General features: G+C 71.2%; 18 protein-coding genes and 1 tRNA gene. 8 read left to right on the top strand and 11 right to left on the bottom strand.

Annotated features, from left to right (window positions below; genetic code table 11):
- The first annotated feature begins 102 nt into the window (after nt 1-102).
- Together EDF48_RS13135 and EDF48_RS13130 are read left to right on the top strand one after the other, a co-directional pair.
- A complete protein-coding gene (locus tag EDF48_RS13135) occupies nt 103-1,338 on the top strand; it encodes a Gfo/Idh/MocA family oxidoreductase (RefSeq protein WP_123339021.1) in 1,236 nt (411 codons plus the stop codon).
- A 74-nt stretch (nt 1,339-1,412) separates the two neighbouring features.
- Complete coding sequence (locus tag EDF48_RS13130; RefSeq protein ID WP_243692417.1) at nt 1,413-2,426, top strand: LacI family DNA-binding transcriptional regulator; 1,014 nt, start codon at nt 1,413-1,415, stop codon at nt 2,424-2,426.
- 57 nt (nt 2,427-2,483) lie between these two features.
- On the opposite strand, the gene EDF48_RS13125 is transcribed toward EDF48_RS13130, so the two are convergent.
- Nucleotides 2,484-2,939, bottom strand: coding sequence for a helix-turn-helix domain-containing protein (locus EDF48_RS13125; RefSeq protein ID WP_131880498.1), 456 nt, complete (start codon nt 2,937-2,939; stop codon nt 2,484-2,486).
- Between the two features lie 85 nt (nt 2,940-3,024).
- On the opposite strand from EDF48_RS13125, the gene EDF48_RS13120 reads away from it, so the two are divergent.
- Together EDF48_RS13120 and EDF48_RS13115 are read left to right on the top strand one after the other, a co-directional pair.
- Nucleotides 3,025-3,720: an SDR family oxidoreductase gene (locus EDF48_RS13120; protein WP_131880496.1), complete on the top strand. Its 696-nt coding sequence runs from the start codon at nt 3,025-3,027 to the stop codon at nt 3,718-3,720.
- A gap of 41 nt (nt 3,721-3,761) precedes the next feature.
- Nucleotides 3,762-4,016 (top strand): hypothetical protein, encoded by a 255-nt coding sequence (locus tag EDF48_RS13115; RefSeq protein ID WP_123938372.1) that lies wholly within the window; start codon nt 3,762-3,764, stop codon nt 4,014-4,016.
- Between the two features lie 42 nt (nt 4,017-4,058).
- On the opposite strand, the gene EDF48_RS13110 is transcribed toward EDF48_RS13115, so the two are convergent.
- The 5 genes from EDF48_RS13110 to serS form a co-directional block, all read right to left on the bottom strand.
- Entirely contained in the window at nt 4,059-4,622 is a 564-nt protein-coding gene (locus EDF48_RS13110; RefSeq protein WP_131880494.1) for a GrpB family protein, read from the bottom strand.
- A complete protein-coding gene (locus EDF48_RS13105; protein ID WP_131880492.1) occupies nt 4,619-5,161 on the bottom strand; it encodes a GNAT family protein in 543 nt (180 codons plus the stop codon). Before EDF48_RS13105 ends, EDF48_RS13110 begins: the two co-directional genes overlap by 4 nt.
- A tRNA-Ser gene (locus EDF48_RS13100) sits at nt 5,161-5,248 on the bottom strand. The genes EDF48_RS13105 and EDF48_RS13100 overlap by 1 nt, the downstream gene beginning before the upstream one ends.
- Nucleotides 5,249-5,336: 88 nt before the next feature.
- Nucleotides 5,337-6,200 carry an HAD-IIB family hydrolase gene (locus EDF48_RS13095; RefSeq protein ID WP_123291842.1) on the bottom strand — a complete coding sequence of 288 codons (864 nt, stop codon included), beginning with the start codon at nt 6,198-6,200 and terminating at the stop codon, nt 5,337-5,339.
- A complete protein-coding gene (serS, locus tag EDF48_RS13090; RefSeq protein WP_131880489.1) occupies nt 6,197-7,459 on the bottom strand; it encodes a serine--tRNA ligase in 1,263 nt (420 codons plus the stop codon). Before serS ends, EDF48_RS13095 begins: the two co-directional genes overlap by 4 nt.
- A 72-nt stretch (nt 7,460-7,531) precedes the next feature.
- Between serS and EDF48_RS13085 the strand changes: the two genes are divergently transcribed.
- The gene (locus EDF48_RS13085; RefSeq protein WP_123291840.1) at nt 7,532-8,608 is read left to right on the top strand and encodes a diacylglycerol kinase family protein; all 1,077 of its coding nucleotides are present in this window, start codon (nt 7,532-7,534) and stop codon (nt 8,606-8,608) included.
- A 122-nt stretch (nt 8,609-8,730) separates the two neighbouring features.
- On the opposite strand, the gene pheA is transcribed toward EDF48_RS13085, so the two are convergent.
- Genes pheA through EDF48_RS13065 form a run of 4 tightly spaced genes read right to left on the bottom strand, consistent with a single transcriptional unit; the run spans nt 8,731 to nt 12,176 of the window.
- A complete protein-coding gene (gene pheA / locus EDF48_RS13080; RefSeq protein WP_123338582.1) occupies nt 8,731-9,687 on the bottom strand; it encodes a prephenate dehydratase in 957 nt (318 codons plus the stop codon).
- Nucleotides 9,688-9,740: 53 nt separating this feature from the next.
- Nucleotides 9,741-10,286 (bottom strand): MarR family transcriptional regulator, encoded by a 546-nt coding sequence (locus EDF48_RS13075; protein ID WP_123291838.1) that lies wholly within the window; start codon nt 10,284-10,286, stop codon nt 9,741-9,743.
- Between the two features lie 28 nt (nt 10,287-10,314).
- Nucleotides 10,315-10,779 carry a hypothetical protein gene (locus EDF48_RS13070; RefSeq protein WP_131880487.1) on the bottom strand — a complete coding sequence of 155 codons (465 nt, stop codon included), beginning with the start codon at nt 10,777-10,779 and terminating at the stop codon, nt 10,315-10,317.
- Nucleotides 10,776-12,176 carry a molybdopterin-dependent oxidoreductase gene (locus tag EDF48_RS13065; RefSeq protein WP_185020889.1) on the bottom strand — a complete coding sequence of 467 codons (1,401 nt, stop codon included), beginning with the start codon at nt 12,174-12,176 and terminating at the stop codon, nt 10,776-10,778. The genes EDF48_RS13070 and EDF48_RS13065 overlap by 4 nt, the downstream gene beginning before the upstream one ends.
- 21 nt (nt 12,177-12,197) lie before the next feature.
- Here EDF48_RS13065 and EDF48_RS13060 point away from each other — a divergent pair, with 21 nt between their 5' ends.
- From EDF48_RS13060 to EDF48_RS13050, 3 genes are read left to right on the top strand one after another with little or no spacing between them, the layout of a single operon-like run.
- Entirely contained in the window at nt 12,198-13,637 is a 1,440-nt protein-coding gene (locus EDF48_RS13060; RefSeq protein ID WP_131880485.1) for a glycosyltransferase family 87 protein, read from the top strand.
- A 5-nt stretch (nt 13,638-13,642) separates the two neighbouring features.
- On the top strand, nt 13,643-14,689 hold the full coding sequence (gene moaA / locus EDF48_RS13055) for a GTP 3',8-cyclase MoaA (RefSeq protein WP_131880483.1): 1,047 nt from the start codon (nt 13,643-13,645) through the stop codon (nt 14,687-14,689).
- A 3-nt stretch (nt 14,690-14,692) separates the two neighbouring features.
- Nucleotides 14,693-14,932 carry a MoaD/ThiS family protein gene (locus EDF48_RS13050; RefSeq protein WP_123291834.1) on the top strand — a complete coding sequence of 80 codons (240 nt, stop codon included), beginning with the start codon at nt 14,693-14,695 and terminating at the stop codon, nt 14,930-14,932.
- Between the two features lie 117 nt (nt 14,933-15,049).
- On the opposite strand, the gene EDF48_RS13045 is transcribed toward EDF48_RS13050, so the two are convergent.
- Nucleotides 15,050-16,150, bottom strand: a complete 1,101-nt coding sequence (locus EDF48_RS13045) for an ionic transporter y4hA (protein WP_131880481.1) — start codon at nt 16,148-16,150, stop codon at nt 15,050-15,052.
- Between the last annotated feature and the right edge of the window lie 4 nt (nt 16,151-16,154).

Genomic DNA, 16,154 nt, shown 5'->3' with positions numbered 1-16,154 from the left:
TCCGAATCCGGGGTTGTCACGTGTAGACAATCGTGTCAGGATGGCGGTCGATCGCATCGGCGCGACCTGCCCGGCGACGCATCCCTCACCCTGGAAAGGTCACTGATGATCTCTGTCGGAATGGTCGGCGCGGGCCAGTTCGCCCCCCAGTTCGCCAAGCTGTTCAAGCTCCACCCGGACGTCGACCGCGTCTTCGTGACCGACCTCGTCGACGACCGCGCGTCGGAGCTCGTCGAGTCGCAGCACCTCGACGGAACGTTCGCCGACTTCGACGCCGTGCTCGCCTCGGACGTCGACGCCGTCGCGATCTTCACGCAGCGCTGGACGCACGGTCCGCTCGTCGTCAAGGCGCTCCGCGCCGGCAAGCACGTCTACTCGGCGGTGCCGATGGCGATCTCGGTCGACGAGATCCGCGACATCATCGAGGCCGTCCGCGAGACCGGGCTCACCTACATGATGGGCGAGACGAGCTACTACAACCCCGCGACGGTGTTCGCCCGCAAGCAGGTCGCCGACGGCGCCTTCGGCCGGGTCTTCTACTCCGAGGGCGACTACGTGCACGACATGGACCTCGGGTTCTACGCCGCGTACCAGTTCAGCGGTGGCGAGGACTGGAAGCGCACCGCCAGCTACCCGCCCATGCTGTACCCGACCCACTCGGTCGGCGGCGTCCTCGGCGCCATCCCCGGACACGCGGTCAGCGTCAGCTGCATCGGCGTCAAGGACGACCGGGGCGACGGCGTCTTCGACAAGGACGTCAGCCAGTTCGACAACGACTTCTCGAACGCCACCGCCCTGTTCGAGCTCGACAACGGCGGCGTCATGCGCATCAACGAGATGCGCCGTGTCGGCTACCCGTCGCACATCCGCGAGTCCCGCTTCCGCTACTTCGGCACCGAAGCGAGCTTCGAACAGCTCGCGAAGACCAGCGTCTGGCAGGACAAGGAGGACTCGCACGACATCAGCGACAAGATCAACACGCAGGCGACGATGGACCTCGACGACCCGCGTCTCGCCGGCGTCGACCCCTCGCTGCGCGACGCGTTCGTGTCCGGGTACGCCGAGGTGCACGACACCGACCGCCTGCCCGCCGAGTACGCCGGCGTGCCGACCGGGCACGAGGGCTCGCACCAGTTCCTCGCCGACGACTTCGTCCGCGCCGTCGTCGACCGGACGCTGCCGCCGGTGAACGCCTGGACCGCCGCTCGCTTCACGCTGCCCGGCATCATCGCCCACCAGTCGGCCCTGCAGGGCGGCGCACGCCTCGAGGTGCCGGACTTCGGGGACGCCCCGGAGACGACCTCGGCGGTGCCCTCGTCTAGTATCGCCAGCGAATAGCAAGTGGTGTTCGGGTGTCGGTCCACACGGGCCGGCACCCGAACGCGACTTCCGAGCCGACGAAGGTGGCACCCGTGAGCGTCCCGACGACCCCGAGGGCGGTCACCCGCGCCGACGTCGCCCGGTACGCCGGCGTGAGCACCTCCGTCGTCAGCTACGTCGTGCACGACGGCCCCCGCCCCGTCGCGGCGGCCACCGCCGCCCGGGTCCGTGACGCGATCCGGGTCCTCGGGTACCGCCCGAACGCCAGCGCCCAGGCCCTGCGCACCGGGTCGTCGAAGATGCTCGGGCTCATCGTGCCCGAGCTCGACAACCCCTTCTGGTCCGAGCTCGCCGTGGAGGTCACCCACGCCGCAGCAGCCCGCGGCTACGACGTCCTGCTCGCCAACAGCGACGGCGACGCCAGCCAGGAGCGCGAGCGGCTCCGCAGCCTGTCCGCCCGCCAGGTCGACGGGATCATCGTGACGAGCATCATGACCCACCCGGACCTGTCCACCGTGTCGGACCCGGGCATCCCGATGGTCCTGCTCAACACCTTCTTCGAGGTGCCCGAGTACGCCAGCATCGGCGTCGACGCTCTGCGCGGCGCATACGACGGCACCCGCCACCTGGTCGAGCACGGCTACGGGTCGATCGGCCTGGTCATGGGGCACGCCGGCTCCATGGAGCTCCGCGAACAGGGCTGGATGCGGGCCCTGCGCGACGCCGGGCTGCCGGACGGCCCGATCGTGCGCTGCGACTTCACCCGGCGGGGCGGGTACGAGGCCGGCCTGCGCATGTTCGCGGACGGGACGGGACCTCGCGCCGTCTTCGTCAGCTCGGACATGCAGGCCGTCGGTGTGCTGCGGGCACTGTGGGAACTCGGGCTGCGCGCACCGGAGGACGTCGCGATCGTGTCGTTCGACGGCGGTGCCGAGGCCGACTACACGAACCCGCAGCTCACGACGGTCCGGCAGCCGATCGAGACGATGGCGACCGCCGCCGTCGACCGTGTGCTCGGGCTCGACGCGGACAACCAGTGGCACCGCGACCTTGTGCCCGCCGAGTTGGTCCTGGGCGCGAGTTGCGGGTGCGACGTGCGTCGCTGACGCACCACCAAACCGTCCTGGAGGCGCGGGGCGGGGCCGCCACGGGCCTCCCGTCCGTCAGGTGGCCGGGTCCATGACGGCGGTGAGCCGCTGGAGCGGCACACGCTGCTGGGACTCCTGCGTCACCGCGACCGCTTCGACCGGCTCGCCGGAATCGGTGTCGACGAAGCGCAGGTCCGACGTCAGCTCCGTGGGGCGGTACCGATCCGCCCAGCCGCCGAGCGCCAGGAGCACCAGCGAGAGATCGCGGCCGGCGTCGGTGAGGACGTACTCCTCGCGCGCCCGGGCACCCTCCGGCTTGTAGGTCGTGCGCTCGAGCACTCCCCCGTCGACGAGGGAGGCCAGTCGCGCGGTCAGGACTTCGCGCGGGACGCCGAGGCTCTGCTGGAACTGGCTGAAGCGCGTGGAACCGGCGAGGGCGTCACGCACGATCATGAGCGTCCACTTCTCGCCGAGGACGTCGAGGGACCGTGCGATGGGGCAGCGCTCGTCGCCGCCGAGGATGCCGAGCATGCGTTCATCCTAGCTGGGTTCGATATCCGGACACAACGTGCTAGGTTCGGTTTCCGTACTCAACTTCTCTCGTCTGGAGCCCCTCATGACCGACCTCACCAACGCCATCGTCCTCGTCACCGGAGCGAACGGCGGCCTCGGCGCCGAGTTCGTCCAGCAGGCCCTGGACCGCGGCGCCGCCAAGGTCTACGCGACCGCCCGCACCCCGCGCACGTGGGACGACGAACGCATCGTGCCGCTCGCCCTCGACGTCACCAGCCAGGAGAGCGTCGATGCCGCAGCCCGTGCCGCAGCCGACGTGACCGTGGTGGTGAACAACGCCGGGATCGCCGGCGCCGACCCGCTCGTCGACACCTCCGTCGCGGAGGTCGAGCGCATCTTCGCGACGAACGTCTTCGGCGCGCTCCGTGTCGCCAAGGCCTTCGCCCCCTCGATCGGCGGCGGCGCACTGATCGACGTGCACTCGGCTCTGAGCTGGGTCGCTCTCGCCGGCGCGTACTCGGCGTCGAAGGCAGCGTTCTGGTCGATCACGAACTCGCTCCGCCTCGAGCTCGCACCCCAGGGCACCCAGGTCGTCGGCGCACACCTCGGCTACACCGACACCGGCATGACGGCGGGGCTCGACGTCGAGAAGTCCGACCCGGCCGACATCGTCCGGCTCATCTGGGACGCCGTGGAGGCCGGTGAGCACGAGGTGCTGGCCGACCAGGTCAGCCGTGACGTCCGCGCCGGGCTCAGTGCGCCGCTGACGGCGCTGTACCCGGCGCTCGCGACCGCTTGAGGCCCGGTCGCGGGCGCGGCGTCCGCCGTACGGTGGAGGACGTGCAGTTCCTGGCGTCCGCCCTCCGAGTCCCGATCACCGGCTTCGGCGCGCTCGCGCTCTGGCTGCTGGCGACGTCGGACGGCGAGCTGCTGAAGATCCTGCTCGGGGTCGGCTCGGCGCTGCTCGCCGTCGCTGGCTACGTCGGTCAGACCGCGGCGGAGCGTGCCGTCAGGAACCAGCAGCTCGACCAGGCGGTGGCGCGGAAGGACGAGTGGGAGCGCGAACACGGCGACGTCGAAGACCGGGCCGGTTGACGGTCCTGGTTCGGGAACCTCGCGGTTCCCGAACCAGGACCGTCAACCGCGGGCACCGCGATCGGTGATGTCGCGATTGACGGCGGTGATCGCGGCGCGCTCCTCGGCGGAGATGCCCGCCGCGGCCAGGACACGACCGAGCACGTCGCTCTTGCGCTCGATGTAGTCGTCGATGTCCTCGGCCTCCGCAGCCGCTGAGCGCTTCACGGCGGCGTACTCGTCGCGCAGGGCCGGGTCGGCGCGCAGCACGTCGCGGACGGCGAGGTGGTTCCGGAGCGAGAGCGAGCCGGCGGTGGCGACGTAGGTGTTGCTCGGGGCGAAGCGCTCGGGTGTCCGGAAGGCCTGCCGGTCGGGGACGCCGAGGTCTCCCCGTGGCTCGAAGCCGATCACGGCCAGCGCTGCGACCGCCGCCGCGACGGCGCCGGCATCGACGACGATGTCGACGTCGATCACGGGCTTCGCCGCGAGGCCGGGCACCGACGTGCTGCCGACGTGCTCGATGCTGCGGTAGGGCGCACCGGCGGCGCCGAGGGCTGCGGCGTACGCGTCCCGCAACACCGCGAACCGCACGGGCCACGACGGCTGGTACTCGACGACCTCGATCATCGAGTGCGCCGTGTGGCAGGAGGGGGTGCGAGGAGCTGGAACATGACGTGGTCGCGCCAGGCGCCGTTGATCGTGATGTACTCCGGAGCGAATCCGTAGCGCTTGAACCCCGCGGACTCGAGGGCACGCTGCGACCCCACGTTCTCCGGCAGCGTCTCGGCCTGCACCCGGTGGAGTCGGAGGACGTCGAACGCGTGGCCGGCGGCAGCGGCGACGGCGCGGGAGGCGTGGCCCTGGCGGAGTCGGTCGGCGCGGATCCAGTACCCCATCGCGCACGACTGTAGGGCGCCGCGGGTGATGCCGCTCAGCGTGATGCGCCCGAGGAGCTCACCGTCCGTCGACTCGATCACGAACGGGACCGCGTTGCCCGCGCGCTCTGCAGCGAGCGACTGCACGATGACGTCGTGCTGGCCCTGCTCGGTGAAGTACGCCGGCGCCCGGGACGGCTCCCACGGGCGCAGGTGCTCGGCGCTCGCGGTGATGACGGCGGCGAGCGTCGCCGCGTCGTCGACGCGGAGCAGGCGCAACCGGGTGTCCATGGCGGAGGGTGTGGGATTCGAACCCACGAGACATCTCTGCCCACCTGTTTTCAAGACAGGCTCCATCGGCCGCTCGGACAACCCTCCAGTGACGCGACCACGTGGCGAGACGTGACCGCGTCCCGGGAAGTCTAACGGGCCTCCCGTCCGCCGTGCGCGTCAGCGCATGCCGGGGTCAGCGCGGCAAGGAGTCGAGCGCCGCTGCCAGGCCGTCGTCGGACACGCCGCCGGTGAGTTCGTTGCCGGCGTCCACGACGTCATCGGGCGCCTGGCCCATCACGACGCCACGACCGGAGGTCGATGCCCACCGGAGCATGTCGATGTCGTTGCGGCCGTCCCCCGCAGCGAAGACGCGCGACCGCGGGATGTCGAGCCACTCGCGCACGCGTTCCATCGCGGTGGCCTTCGTCACGCCCTCTGGTGCGATGTCGAGCCACGCGGTCCACCCGACCGTGTACGAGACCTTGTGCAGGCCCATGTCCTCGACGATCTGCAAGAACTCCTCGAGCCCGTGCTCCGGCGAGATCACGACGACGCGGGTGGCCTCGACCGTGAGCAGCTGCTCGAACGGCACCAGCTCGCCGGCGTTGGTCATGGTGTCGGCGGGGAAGTTCTCGGACAACCGGAAGTGGCCGGTCTCGTCCTCGACGCCGAAGGCCGCGTTCTCGAGGGCGCCTCGGATGGTCTGCAGGACGTCGCTCGGGTCGAAGTGCTCGACGTGGACACGCTCGTAGGACCCGTCCGGACGACGGGCCAGGGTCAGCGCACCGTTGGCGCAGACGAGGTACTTCGGCTCGATGCCGAGGGTCTCCAGCAGCGGAACCGTCATGCCCTCGCTGCGGCCCGTGGAGAGCATGACCTCGTGCCCGGCGGCCTCGGCATCGCGCACGGCGGCGACCACGGCCTCCGTGATGACGCCGTCCTCGCGCATGGTGGTGCCGTCGATGTCGAGGGCGACGAGCCACCGCTTCGTGCGGGCGGGAGCACCGGCGCCCGCGCCCTGCGCCGCACCGTCTACGAACCGCCCCTGCGTGCTCATCGGGGCTCGATCACCTCGACGCCACCGAGGTAGGGGCGCAGCACCTCGGGCACGACGACGGAGCCGTCGGCCTGCTGGTGCGTCTCGAGGATCGCGACGATCCAACGGGTGGTCGCGAGGGTGCCGTTCAGGGTGGCGACCGGGGCCGTCTTGCCGCTCTCGGTGCGGTACCGGATGTCGAGGCGACGGGCCTGGAACGTCGTGCAGTTCGACGTCGAGGTGAGCTCGCGGAACGTGCCCTGCGTCGGGACCCAGGCCTCGATGTCGTACTTCTTCGCCGCGCTCGTGCCGAGGTCACCCGCGGCGACGTCGATCACGCGGTAGTGCAGTCCGAGGTCCTGCAGCATCTGCTCCTGGTACGACACCAGCTTCTCGTGCTCGGCCTCGGCCTGGTCCGGGTGGACGTACGCGAACATCTCGAGCTTGTTGAACTGGTGCACGCGCAGGATGCCGCGGTTGTCCTTGCCCGCCGAGCCGGCCTCGCGCCGGTAGCAGGTCGACCAGCCGGCGTAGCGGTGCGCGGTCTTCTCGATGTCGAGGATCTCGTCGGCGTGGAAGCCGGCGAGTGCGACCTCGCTCGTGCCCGTCAGGTACAGGTCGTCGGCCTCGAGCCGGTAGACCTCGGCCGCGTGCTCGCCGAGGAAGCCGGTGCCCGCCATCGTCTCGGGGCGGACGAGCGTCGGGGTGATGAGCGGTTCGAACCCGGCGGCGATGGCGCGGTCGAGGCCGAGCGACATGAGCGCGATCTCGAGCCGGGCGCCGAGGCCGCGCAGGAAGTAGAAGCGCGAGCCGGAGACCTTCACGCCCCTCGGGATGTCGATGATGCCGAGGTGCTCGCCGAGGTCGGCGTGGTCCTTCGGCTCGAAGTCGAACTCGGGCTTCGTGCCGACGGTGCGGAGGGTGACGAAGTCCTCTTCGCCACCGGCAGGGACGCCGGGCAGCACGACGTTCGGGATGGCGCGTACGACGGAGTTGAAGGTCTCCTCGGCCGCCGTGACGGTCGCCTGGGCTTCCTTCACCCGGGCCGAGAGCGCCTGGGCCTGCTGCACGAGCGCGGCCTTCTCGTCCTTCGGGGCCTTGGCGACGGTCTTGCCGAAGGCGTTCTGCTCGGCGCGGAGCGACTCGAACGCGGTGATCGCGCTGCGTCGGGCGGCGTCGGCGGCGACGGCCTCGTCGACCACGGCGACGGATGCGCGGCGGGACTCCTGCGAGGCCTTGATGACGTCCGGGTTGTCACGAAGCAGCTGGGGATCGATCACCGCTCCATCCTAGAGGCGGCGACATGGGGAGGAACCCGCCGCTCGCAGCGTCCGATCGGTACCGTTGATCCCATGTCGACCCCTTCGGAGACCGCGCCCGCGGACCAGGACGCCCTCCCCACCGAGCACCGGACGGCTGCCGTGGTCTACAACCCGGTCAAGGTCCACCTGCCGACCCTCAAGGCCACCGTGGAACAGCACCAGCAGGAAGCCGGCTGGGCCGAGACGCTCTGGTTCGAGACCACCGAGGAAGACCCGGGCGGGGGCATGGCCCGCGCAGCGCTCGAGGCGGGGGCCGACGTCGTCGCCGCCGCGGGTGGCGACGGCACCGTGCGCGCGGTCGCCGAGGTCGTGCACGGCTCCGGTGCCTCGCTCGCGCTGCTGCCGAGCGGGACGGGCAACCTGCTCGCCCGCAACATGAAGCTCCCCCTCGACGACCTGGCGAGCAGCGCGCACACCATCTTCTCCGGCCACGAGCGGGCGATCGACTTCGGCCTCATCGGCATCGAGCGGCCGGACGGCGCCCGCGAGCAGTTCGGCTTCGTCGTGATGGCGGGCCTCGGGCTCGACGCCCGGATGATCGCGAACACCCGGCCCGAGCTGAAGAAGCGCGTCGGGTGGCTCGCGTACCTCGACTCGCTGCTCCGCTCCGTGCGGGACACCGACGGCTTCGAGTTCAAGTACCGGCTCGACGAGTCGGCTCGCAACGGTTCGGTGCGCGCGCACTCGGTCATCGTCGGCAACTGCGGCATGCTGCAGGCGAACGCGATGCTGCTGCCCGACGCCGAGATCGACGACGGCGTGTTCGACATCGTCGTGATGCGCCCCCGCGGCTTCTTCGGCTGGGTGCGGATCGGTGCCCGCGTGTTCTGGGAGAACGGGATCCTGCGCTGGTTCCGGCGTTCGGCGCTGTCCGAGACGCTGATCGGTCGACGCATCACCACGGCGGCGAAGCAGGAGCGTCCGCTGCGCTACATGCGCGGCGAGGAGTTCACGCTGCGGCTCGAGAAGCCCGACGAGTTCGAGATCGACGGCGACCCGGTGGGCGAGATCACGGCGTTCCGTGCGCGGATCGACCCCGGTTCGCTGACGGTCAAGGTGCCGACGGTGGAGCCGCGGCCGAGCTGGGTGCGCGGCCGCAAGCGCTGAGCGGCGCGCGGGGCGGCGGTGCGGCCCGTGCGGCGTTACTCACTCGGTGCGAGGTTGTTCGGGCGCACGGAGTGATCAACCTCGCACCGGGCAGCACCGACCGACGAGCACACCGCCGCGCGTCAGCCCGCGTCGGGCTCGCCGGACACGATCGCACGCAGCCAGTCCCGCGCCTCGACGAACGCGGCGTCCGAGTAGCGCGCCGGCACCTCGGGCTGCGCGCCATCGGCTCGCGGGTACGACCCGAGGAACGTCACGCGCGGGCTGAACCGACGGAGACCGAGCAGGGCGTCGGCCACGCGCTCGTCCTGCACGTGCCCGTCCAGGTCGATGACGAACCGGTAGCGGCCGAGCTCGTCGCCGATCGGCCGCGACGACAGCAGCCCCATGTTGATGCCGCGGGTGGCGAACTGCTCGAGCATGTCGACCAGGGCGCCGGGGTGGTCGGCGGGCAGCTCGACGATGACGCTCGTCTTGTCGGCACCGGTCGGCTCGGGCAGCGCCAAGGTCTTGGACACGAGCACGAAGCGGGTGACGGCCGAGGCGTTGTCGCCGATCGACGACGCGAGCACGACGACGTCGTGGTGGTCGGTGATGCCGGGCGGTGCGACGGCGGCGTCGGCGGTGGGGTTCGCCTCGAGCAGGGCGAGCGCGGCGGCGACGTTCGACGACGCCGGGATGTGACCGTGGCCGGGCAGGTTCGCCTCGAGCCAGTTGTGGGTCTGCGCGTACGCCACCGGGTGCGCGTTCACCGTGCGGACGTCGGCGAGCACGGTGCCGGGGCGCGCGACGAGCACGAAGTCGACCGGCACGAGGTACTCCCCCACGATCCGCACGCCGGGGATCCGGGCGAGGGCGTCCTGCGTCGCGCTGACGCCGCCGTCGACGCTGTTCTCGATCGCGATGACCGCGCCGACCGAGCGGCCGGACATGACGTCGTCGAGGGCCTCACCGACGTTGTTGACGCTCCGCCAGGGCTTGCCGGCCGCGGCCTCGACGAGCTTGAGGGCCGCCTCGGTGAAGGTGCCGGCGGGTCCGAGGTAGGAGTAGGTGTCGGACGGCGCGGCGGGGTCGGTCATGGGCCGAGCCTATTGCAACGGCCGAGCCCGCAGACGCGGGCGCATAGCGCCGTTCAGTCGGTGCTGGCGCCGGTCAGCCGGGCCTCGCAGATCGCGGTGTCGTCGTCGTCCCGCGGGTACGTCAGGGCAGCGAACCGCCCCTCGGGGTCGAGCCGTGTGAGCAGTGCGGCCGCGATGCCATCGAGCTGGACGACCTGCTCGTCGCTCAGGGCGTCGATCACGACGTGGCGTGCGGTGCGGACGTGGTCCGGAGCGGCCTCGACGATCGTGGCGTACCCGGCGTCGGTGAGCCGGACGTCGGTCGCACGGCGGTCAGAGGTCGAGGGGCAGCGCGTCACGAGCCCGCGCTTCTCGAGCCGGGACACCACGTGCGACAGCCGGGGCAGCGAGGCGTTCGTCGCCGAGGCGAGGGCCGACATGCGCAGCGTGCGACCGTCGGTCTCGGAGAGCATCGCGATGACCATGTAGTCGAAGTGCGTCAGGTCCGCGTCACGCTGCAGTTGCTGGTCGAGCGCCGCCGGCAGGAGTTCCATGACGGCCACGAGCTTCATCCACGCGCGCAGCTGCTCGCGGGTGAGCCACGGGGTCTCGTCGGTCATGTCTCCATCCTACCGAATGGTTGTCGGTTTAACCAGTGGCGCGCGCACCGTCGGCGCGCGGGCCACCGGAACGCGTCCGCCGCGCACGGACCACCCCGACGACGAGCACCGCCACCACCGCGAGCAGCAGCACCCCCTCGACGATCAGCAACCGCGTGCCGTAGTCGAACGGCAGGATCGTGGGGTTCTTCTGCCCGTGCCGCTTCGCCGCGATCTCGGGCAGCACCACGAGGGCGAGCACACTGCCGAGCACGATCACCGTCTGCACCACGACGAGCACCCACGCCCGGAGCGACCGCCCCGCCCGACGCAGGAGCAGTCCGGCGCCGACGACGAACGGCGACAGGATCGCGTCGTGCAGGATCACCGCGCCGAGCAGCCAGGTCGCCAGCCCGCCGATCCGGTTCGGCTTGACCGACGTCACCAGGACGTAGGCGCCGAACGCGATCACCAGCACGCCGAGCACGACGAGCACGATCCGCGCGGCCTTCACCGCAGCACCTCGATCTTCTCGATCCACTTGGTCTGCAGCACGCCCGGTCGCCCCGGAGCGATGATCCGCGCCGGGAACCCGTGGTCCAGGTCGAGCGTCGAACCGTTCAGCTCGAGCGCGACCAGGGTGGTCGGGTCCTCGGCGTACTCCGGCCCCATGTCCATGATCCGGTAGCCGCCGTGCCGTTCCAGGCTCGTGACGCGCACGTGCGATCCGGGTTCGGCCTGCACGGCGCCGAGCAGGTCGCGCATCCGCACGCCCTTCCAGCTGCCCATCTGGCTCCACCCCTCGACGCACGAGATCGGCAGGTCGACCTCGGTGGTACCGAGCGCGACGAGTTCCGCGCGCACGAAGGTCCGGGTCACGTCGGGTCCGACGACGGTCAGCGTCCAGTCCGCGGCAGTCGCACTGGCGAGCACCCCCGCCGCGCGGGCGGTGCGGTTGACCGGCAGGCCGTTCGCGCCGAGACCGCGCTGGCGCGCGCCGAACACGTTGAACGGTTCGGCGAGCTTCGAGGACTGCCCCGCCGTCAGGGCGACGACGCCGACGACCGCGGCCGTCACACCGCCGAAGAACCCGCGTCGTGCGATCCGCTGGCGTCGGCCCTGCGCGCGCTCCTCGACCGACCGGGAGGCCCGGGTCGGCTCCGGCGCATCGGCCGTCGGTTCGTCCGGGGCTGCGTCGACCGCCTCGACAGCCTTGACCGCGTCGACGCCGTCGATCCAGCGGAACACGCGGCCGAGCAGGCCGGGGGCCGTGGACTGGGTCGTTTCGGCACCCGCAGCCTGCGGTGCGGACGCCGGGCGGGCCTCCAGGACGGGTGGGAGCAGCTCACTGCCGGACGCGGGGTCCACGATGAACCGGCCCTGCTCGTCGTAGGAGTCGCGCTTCCGCCAGTAGCGGGCGATCACCGGCAGCTTCGACGCGATGTGGATGATGAGCGACCCGATGATCACGTACGCCATCGCGTTGTGGACCTGGCGGAACGGGAACGGCCACGGGTACCACTGGTACGTGTTGAGCAGGCCGGTCGTGACCTGGATGATCGAGGCCGACACGAGCACGGCGATCGACAGCCGCTCGAACAGGTGCAGCACGCCGCGCACCGGCGGGACCTGCACCAGCGCGGGCATGACGGTGTTGAGCTTGGCCAGCAGCAGCGGGATGATCGCGATGCCGGTGGTGATGTGCAGGCCCTGGGTGAACTGGTAGAGCTGCGTCGGTCGGGTCGGGAACCGCATCCAGCCGAGGGGCTCCTGCAACAGGTGACTGTAGATACCGGTGCCGAAGCAGACCACGAAGGCGATGCCGAGCAGTCGTCCGAGCACCACCGCGGAGCGCGCGTTCCGGTTCGGCGAGGCCAGTGCGGCCCGCGCCTCGAACAGCAGGTGCCGCACGCCCGCTAGCCTCGACGGACCATGAGCGACCGACTGCGTGCCGTCCGACCGTCCTCCGCCGTCGGACCCGGTGCCCGCCTCGCCGTCGTGGGCGCGGTCGTCGGGGTACTGGCCCTCGCGGGCGTCATCGCCTTCGGCGTCACGCATCTGGGGTTCCTCCGATCCGACACTCGTTCGTCATTCGTTGCGTGGACGCTGATCGCTTGGACGGTGTTCGTGATCGCCGTGCTCGCGCTGCGGTTCGTGCCCGCCCGGTGGATGACCGCCGTGGTCATGGTCGGGGCGGTGGTGGTCGGTCTCGCGGCGCTGGTCGGCCCCCCGAGCACGAGCACCGACTCGGCGCGGTACGCGTGGGACGGCATCGTCCAGCATGCCGGAGTCTCACCGTACGCGCACACCCCCCAGTCCACGGCACTGTCCGGTCTGCGGCCCGACTGGCTGTTCCCGGACAAGGTGAACGGCACGTGCGACGACCTCAAGCCCCGGTTCCGCGGCCTCGGCGACGGCGCGGACGGCCACTGCACCGCGATCAACCGGCCGGACGTGACGACGATCTACCCGCCGATGGCGCAGCTCTGGTTCGCCGCGGTCCGTGCGTTCGTGCCGGCGACCGCGCAGTACATGCCGTTCCAGGTGGCGGGCCTGCTCCTCTCGCTGGTCGTGACCGTCGCCCTCGTCGTGGTGCTGCGGAAGACGGGCCGCCCGACGTGGTGGGCAGCGCTCTGGGCCTGGTCGCCGCTCGTGGCGTCGGAGGCCGTGACGAACTCGCACGTCGACGCCCTCGGCGCGGCGCTCGCGACCGCGGGTGCCGTCCTCGTCGCGTTCGGTCGACCGATCTGGGGCGGGATCGCGCTCGGAGCGGCGACGGCCACCAAGCTCATCCCCGCGATCGTGTACCCGCCGTTGCTCGGCCGGTGGCGTTCCTGGTGGGCGATCCCGGTCGGCATCGCCGTGTTCGGCCTGCTCTACGTGCCGTACGTGCTGACGACGGGGCTCGACGTGCTCGGGTACCTGCCCGGCTACCTGAACGAAGAGGGCTACGAGGACGGCTCGCGCTTCGCCCTGGTGTCGCTGGTGTTCCGGGGCGACGCCGCGACCGTCGTGGTCGGGCTCGCCGTGCTGCTCGCCGCCTTCGTGGCCTGGCGGCTGTCCGACCCGTCGCGGCCGTGGTCCGGCGAGGTCCTGATGATCGGCGTCACGTTCCTCGCCGTGACGCCGCGCTACCCCTGGTACGCGCTGCTGCTCATCCCGTTCGTGGTGCTGTCGGGCCGGTGGGAGTGGCTGTCGATCGGGCTCGCCATCGCGCTGCGCGGGGTGTGGCCGTCGACGGACGCCTACCGGTGGTGGCTGCTCGCCGCCGTGGCCGTCATCGTGGTGGTCACGCTCCTGCGCACGAGCCGGTCGGACTGGCGGCGCTGGTGGGAACGGCTGTCGTTCCGGCGCGTCGAACACGTACGCTGAGCCGCATGGCACCCGCGACCCTGCTCGGCACGACCGTGGACCCGGCGTCCGCCGGGCTCGTCGACCGCTTCGGGCGTCGTGCGATCGACCTGCGGGTGTCGCTGACCGAACGGTGCAACCTGCGCTGCACGTACTGCATGCCGGCCGCCGGGCTGCCGTTCGCCCCCGACGATGCCCTGATGACCGCCGCCGAGATCGAGCGGCTGGTCCGGATCGGGTCGTCGCGCTTCGGCGTGCGCAAGGTGCGGTTCACCGGCGGCGAGCCGATGCTCCGGCACGACCTGGTCGACGTGATAGCCCGGTGCGCCGCGCTGCCCGACGCCCCGGAACTGTCGCTCACCACGAACGCCATCGGTCTCGCCCACCGCGCCCAGGCCCTGTACGACGCCGGGCTGCGGCGCGTGAACGTGTCGCTCGACACCGTCGACCCGGACGTGTTCACCACCGTGACCCGCCGCCCGTTCCTCGACAAGGTCATCGCCGGGCTGTCCGCCGCCCACGACGCCCGCCTCGACATCAAGGTCAACGCGGTGCTGCTGCGCGGGATCAACGACGAGGCCGCGCCGGAGCTGCTGCGCTGGTGCCTCGACCGCGGCTACGAGCTGCGGTTCATCGAGCAGATGCCGCTCGACCCCGACCACGCCTGGGACCGCACCGAGATGGTGACCGCTGCCGAGACCCGGGCGTTGCTGGCGTCGTCGTTCGTGCTGACGCCGGACGAGGCACCGCGCGACGGCGCCCCGGCCGAGCGGTACCGGGTGCAGGACGCGCGCTCCGGTGCGTCACTCGGCACCGTGGGCATCATCGCGAGCATCACCGAGTCCTTCTGCGCCGACTGCACCCGCACCCGGTTGACCGCCGACGGCAACGTCCGGAGCTGCCTGTTCTCCGACGCCGAGACCGACGTGCTCGGCCCGATGCGCGCGGGGGTCTCCGACGACGACCTGGCCGAGCTGTGGCGCCGGGCGATGTGGGCGAAGCCGCGCGACCACGGCGACGACAGCGACGAGCTCGTGCACCCGACGCGCGGCATGAGCGCGATCGGCGGCTGAGACATGACCACGATCCGGTTCTTCGCCGCTGCCCGGGCAGCGGTCGGCGCGGACACGCTGACCACCGCGGCCGGCACGCTCGACGAGGCGCTGCGCGAGGTCACCGCCACCGACCCATCACGATGGAGTGCGCTGCAGGAGCGGTGCTCGTACCTGGTCGACGGCGTGACCACCCGCGACCGAGCCACTGCGCTGTCCGGCGTCGCGGTCGTCGACGTCATGCCCCCCTTCGCCGGCGGCTGAGCGCCCCCGCTCGTTCTTTCCCAGGACGCCCGCGATGCCTGGTGTTTCCGGGCATACCGGGGCAGAACTTCCGACCAGGTACGCCCGATCCGACCAGGTACGCGGTAACAGCACCCCCTACGGCGAGACGGACAGCACGATGAACGCGGCGAAGATCACCAGGTGCACCCCGCCCTGCAGTCGCGTCGCCCGACCCGGCAGCACGGTGAGCACCGCGGCGACGATCGTCAGCGCGAGCAGCACGATCTGCGACGACCCGAGCCCGAGCAGCAGCGTGCCCGGCATGAACAGCGACGCCACCGCGATGGAGGGGATCGTCAGACCGATCGACGCCATCGCCGACCCCATCGCCAGGTTCAGGCTCGTCTGGATCCGGTTGCGGGCGGCGGCCTTCGACGCCGCGATGCCCTCGGGCAGCAGGATGAGCAGGGCGATCACGACGCCGACGAACGACGGCGGGAACCCGACCGCGGCCACGCCGGCCTCGATCGCGGGCGACTCGACCTTGGCGAGCCCGACGACGGCGACGAGCGCGACGACGAGCAGTGCGAGCGAGATCATCGTCGCGCGACCGGTCGGCCGGGCGGCGTGGGCGTCCTCGGACTCGGCGAGCACACCCCCTGACCGGTTCACGGGCAGGAAGAAGTCCCGGTGGGCCACGGTCTGCGTCACGACGAACAGCCCGTAGAGCACGATCGACGCCACGGCCACGAAGACGAGCTGCGTCCCGGTGAAGGACGCGTCGTCGGTGCCGGTGGTGAACGTCGGCAGCACCAGGGTCAGCACCGCGAGCGCGGCCACCGTCATCGTCGCGGCGCTCGCGCCCTCCTGGTTGAAGCGCACGGTGTTGTGCCGGAGCGTCCCGATCAGGATCGCGAGACCGACCAGCCCGTTCATCGTGATCATCACGGCCGAGAACACCGTGTCGCGCGCCAGGGTCTCGGCCTGGGCGCCGCCGGAGCTCGACAGCGAGATGATGAGCGCGACCTCGATGATCGTGACCGCCACGGCGAGCACGAGTGACCCGAACGGTTCCCCGACCCGGTGCGCGACGACCTCGGCGTGGTGCACCGCCGCGAGCACGGTGGCGGCGAGCACGACCGCGACGATCGCCACGACCACGGTGCCGAGTCCGTAGCGGCCGTACGAGAACGCGAGCACGACGGCCGCCAGGATCGGGATGGCCACGGGCCACGCCTTGGGGAACCAGGAGGTCATCCGT

Source organism: Curtobacterium sp. PhB191, assembly GCF_004346515.1.
Taxonomy (GTDB): domain Bacteria; phylum Actinomycetota; class Actinomycetes; order Actinomycetales; family Microbacteriaceae; genus Curtobacterium.
Note: the sequence above shows the minus strand (reverse complement) of the source record. Positions and strands in the feature narration are given on the sequence as shown.